At 36.0% G+C, this 1,817-nt stretch carries 4 protein-coding genes and 1 pseudogene; all 5 read left to right on the top strand.

What is annotated here, in order from left to right:
• Positions 1–396 (top strand): transposase (locus O9332_RS15885; RefSeq protein ID WP_288026376.1); only part of this gene is annotated, 396 nt, incomplete at its 5' end.
• 6 nt (positions 397–402) lie between these two features.
• Positions 403–906, top strand: a pseudogene (locus tag O9332_RS15890) (tetratricopeptide repeat protein); the annotation flags it as partial.
• A 72-nt stretch (positions 907–978) separates the two neighbouring features.
• Positions 979–1,200, top strand: a complete 222-nt coding sequence (locus O9332_RS15895; protein WP_002736659.1) for a hypothetical protein — start codon at positions 979–981, stop codon at positions 1,198–1,200.
• Entirely contained in the window at positions 1,178–1,435 is a 258-nt protein-coding gene (locus O9332_RS15900) for a ParE family toxin-like protein (RefSeq protein WP_002737575.1), read from the top strand. Before O9332_RS15895 ends, O9332_RS15900 begins: the two co-directional genes overlap by 23 nt.
• Before the next feature lie 16 nt (positions 1,436–1,451).
• On the top strand, positions 1,452–1,790 hold the full coding sequence (locus O9332_RS15905) for a tetratricopeptide repeat protein (protein WP_288026379.1): 339 nt from the start codon (positions 1,452–1,454) through the stop codon (positions 1,788–1,790).
• The last annotated feature ends 27 nt before the right edge of the window (positions 1,791–1,817 follow it).

Consider the following 1,817-nt stretch of genomic DNA (forward strand, 5'->3'; position numbering starts at 1 on the left):
GTTATTCTGGTTACGAATGACACTTATATTACAGCAACTCAAGTCTGTGAACTCCGGTCAAAAATAGCTGCTTTAGGAATAACTATTCCCATCACTCTAGTCTTAGATAATGCCCGCTATCAAAAATGTAAAATTGTTGAAGAATTGGCTCTTTCTTTGTCAATAGAGCTACTCTATTTGCCGTCTTATTCGCCTAATCTAAATTTAATTGAAAGGCTGTGGAAATTTGTCAAAAAGAAATGTTTGTATGGTAAATACTATGAAAACTTTTCTGACTTTTCTTCAGCCATTTATGAATGTTTGAATGATGCCCATTTGAAACATAAAAAAGAACTGGATTCCTTGCTGACTCTACGATTTCAGAAGTTTAATAAATCTCAGATTATGAACGTCTAAAGTATATCTCAAGGAAGATACAAAGAAGCTGAACCCCTCTATTTACAAGCTTTAGAATTTTTTAAACAACTATTAGGGGAGAATCATCTCCATGTAGCAAGTTCCCTCAACAATTTAGCAGGATTGTACAAATCCCAAGGAAGGTACGAAGAAGCTGAACCCCTCTTATTACAAGCTTTAGAATTGAGGAAACGACTATTAGGGGAGAATCATCCCTATGTAGCTGATTCCCTCAATGGTTTAGGATTCTTGTACTATTCTCAAGGAAAGTACGAAGAAGCGGAACCTCTCTATTTACAAGCTTTAGAATTGAGGAAACGATTATTAGGGGAGAATCATCCCTATGTTGCTAATTCCCTCAACAATTTAGCAAAATTGTACTATTTTCAAGGAAAGTACGAAGAAGCAGAACCTCTCTATTTACAAGCTTTAGCAATTGCCGAGCAAGCTTTAGGGGAGAATCATCCTACTACTGTTAAGATTCGGGAAAACTTAGAGTCGCTCCCGTAGGATGGGTTATTAACCCATCCGATAATACAACAATATAAAATAATACAATCACCTTCAATCAACCAAACAATCATGACTACACTCAAAGATATTGAATCCGCAATTCTCCAGTTGCCTGACGAAGAAATCCATCAATTATCAGCTTGGTTACAAGACTATCTTGATGATAGTTGGGACAAACAGATAAAAAACGATCTCGAATCAGGGAAACTCGATCGACTATTACAAAAAGTCAACAATGATATCAGTAACAATCAAGTTAAGCCTTTAGATGAAATCCTTAACAACTCCTGATTTTTGGCAATGTTATGCCAACTTACCTCCCTACATTAAGCAACAGGCAAAAAAAGCCTATCGTCTCTGGATTAGTAATGTTTTCCATCGATCATTACATTTCAAGAAAGTAGGGAAAAATGTCTGGTCAGTCCGAATAACTGAGAATTATAGAGCTTTAGCATTGAAAAAAGGTGAAGATTATTACTGGTTTTGGATTGGTTCTCATGATGAGTATGAAGAGTTAATTAAATAGAAGGAGAAAATTAACCATGCTAGATCCTAAAGAATTTCGCAATATTATCCACCAAGATTTTACTGAAGTTACCTCACAGGAATTTCTGGCAAATCTAAAAAAATACTGTCCAGAAATTTTTGAAGGCGATAACTATCCCAATGTCACTGAAAATCTTAATAATTTAGCAAAACTCTACCAATCTCAGGGAAGGTATGCGGAAGCTGAACCACTCTACCAGCAAGCTTTAGACATAGCGGAGAAAGGGTTCTTCGGTTTGTCTTATGCAATGGACGGGGTTATAAAGAATGAAACCTTTATAGAGACAGACATTGCCGCAATTTTTGTCAATTGTTTGCGATCTGGAGCGAACTAATCAATTAAATCTCTTGCCAGATAAGGA

Source organism: Microcystis sp. LE19-10.1B, assembly GCF_027530565.1.
Lineage (GTDB): Bacteria > Cyanobacteriota > Cyanobacteriia > Cyanobacteriales > Microcystaceae > Microcystis > Microcystis aeruginosa.